Below are 246 nucleotides of genomic sequence, written 5' to 3' on the forward strand. Positions count from 1 at the left end.
GTCGACTGGCGGGAGTTCGGCGATCCGGACGTGCTGGTTACGTCGGGCGCGACGACACGGGCAGTCATTACGCCCGACGACACGCTTCATGTGAATTACTGTCACTCTCCGCCTCGGTGGTTCTACGACCTCTACCACGACCGCAAGGACTCGCTGTTCGGGGCACTTTCGCGACCGATGATACGCTACCTCCGGACGCGGGACATGGCGGTCGATCCGCGCGTGGATCACTACTTCGTCAACAGT

Annotated in this window: 1 pseudogene; it reads left to right on the forward strand. The window is 61.8% G+C overall.

Annotation, left to right across the window (positions count from 1 at the left end):
- A pseudogene (locus tag EXE45_RS18980) lies at nt 1–246 on the forward strand (group 1 glycosyl transferase); the annotation flags it as partial.

The sequence above is a fragment of the Halorubrum sp. SP9 genome (assembly GCF_005435015.1).
Taxonomy (GTDB): Archaea; Halobacteriota; Halobacteria; order Halobacteriales; family Haloferacaceae; genus Halorubrum; species Halorubrum sodomense.